Origin of the sequence: uncultured Tateyamaria sp. (genome assembly GCF_947504105.1) — a bacterium.
Lineage (GTDB): Bacteria > Pseudomonadota > Alphaproteobacteria > Rhodobacterales > Rhodobacteraceae > Tateyamaria.
Genome location: NZ_CANNGP010000144.1, coordinates 1 through 919 on the forward strand (window position 1 = coordinate 1; position 919 = coordinate 919).

The following is a 919-nucleotide window of genomic DNA, read 5'->3' on the forward strand; positions in this document are numbered from 1 at the left end:
CTCAAACTCGCCAAGCGCTGGAAGCCAAAGGGAAAGCGCCCCAATTGATCAAGGTGGGGTCAAAGCAACGCTTACGTTCTATTGGCCCTCGAACTTCAAGCAAAGAGGCATAAACCTATGGCTGCAATCGACATTGAAACGCTCGACCTTCCGGCCCTGCACAAGCACCGAAAGGACGTGGACAAAGCCATTGAGAAATTGACGATCGAGAACCGAACACTGGCGCTTTCCGCCGCCAAAGATGCAGCAGCCGAGTACGGTTACTCTCTCGATGAACTGACCGGAGGACAACCAGGCTCGACAAAGAAGCGGAGGATTGTCAAAGCGCGGTACCGCAATCCGGACAATCACAAACAGGTCTGGAGCGGCCAAGGTCGAAAGCCAAACTGGCTAAAAGCCGGATTAGAAGCTGGCAGAGACCCAGAAGATTTCTTGATTTAAGTGCAGTCAGGATCGCTTCAGCATCGCCAGATATGGCGATGCTCGATGCTACCAGCAGGGGTCTTTAAACGAAGTGGCAGAAAAAGCTATCTTGTGACGCATTTCCCAGCCGAATGTACTCCTTGAAGTAACTGCGATGGGCAGGCAATTTTAATTGTGGATCATCATCTGCCCTGACTTGATACTCAGCAACCTTGTTCAAAGTGATCGTCTCTCCCCGATTCAACTTCGAAACCACAGACCGATCACGAGGATTGAGAACGACCATGTAGTCGGCGCCTATATCTAAGAGGTCGTCGGTCTGCCAGTTGTTGTGGCTGTCAGACTTGCGGTACAGGCCATCACATGCTGTTACCCATAACCCCTTGCCATCTTCCTCTACCACCACGACAATCCAGTGAACCGTAAGCGTTGCGCTGACCCCACCTTCCTGATGCTTGCCTGATCTGCGAGTCCGTTGCCGAGAGTAGTTTGGCAA

Annotated in this window: 2 protein-coding genes; one reads left to right on the top strand and one right to left on the bottom strand. The window is 51.9% G+C overall.

Going from position 1 to position 919, the window contains the following annotated elements:
- Positions 1 to 117: 117 nt before the first annotated feature.
- Positions 118 to 441, top strand: coding sequence for an H-NS histone family protein (locus Q1A75_RS23965; protein ID WP_299593595.1), 324 nt, complete (start codon positions 118 to 120; stop codon positions 439 to 441).
- A gap of 64 nt (positions 442 to 505) precedes the next feature.
- Here Q1A75_RS23965 and Q1A75_RS23970 read toward each other — a convergent pair.
- The coding region (locus Q1A75_RS23970; protein ID WP_299593592.1) for a hypothetical protein at positions 506 to 919 on the bottom strand (414 nt) is incomplete at its 5' end.

Excerpts from the sequence above, each read along its gene's own strand:
- Q1A75_RS23965 (WP_299593595.1), top strand. The coding sequence starts at position 118 with ATGGCTGCAATCGACATTGAAACGCTCGACCTTCCGGCCCTGCACAAG.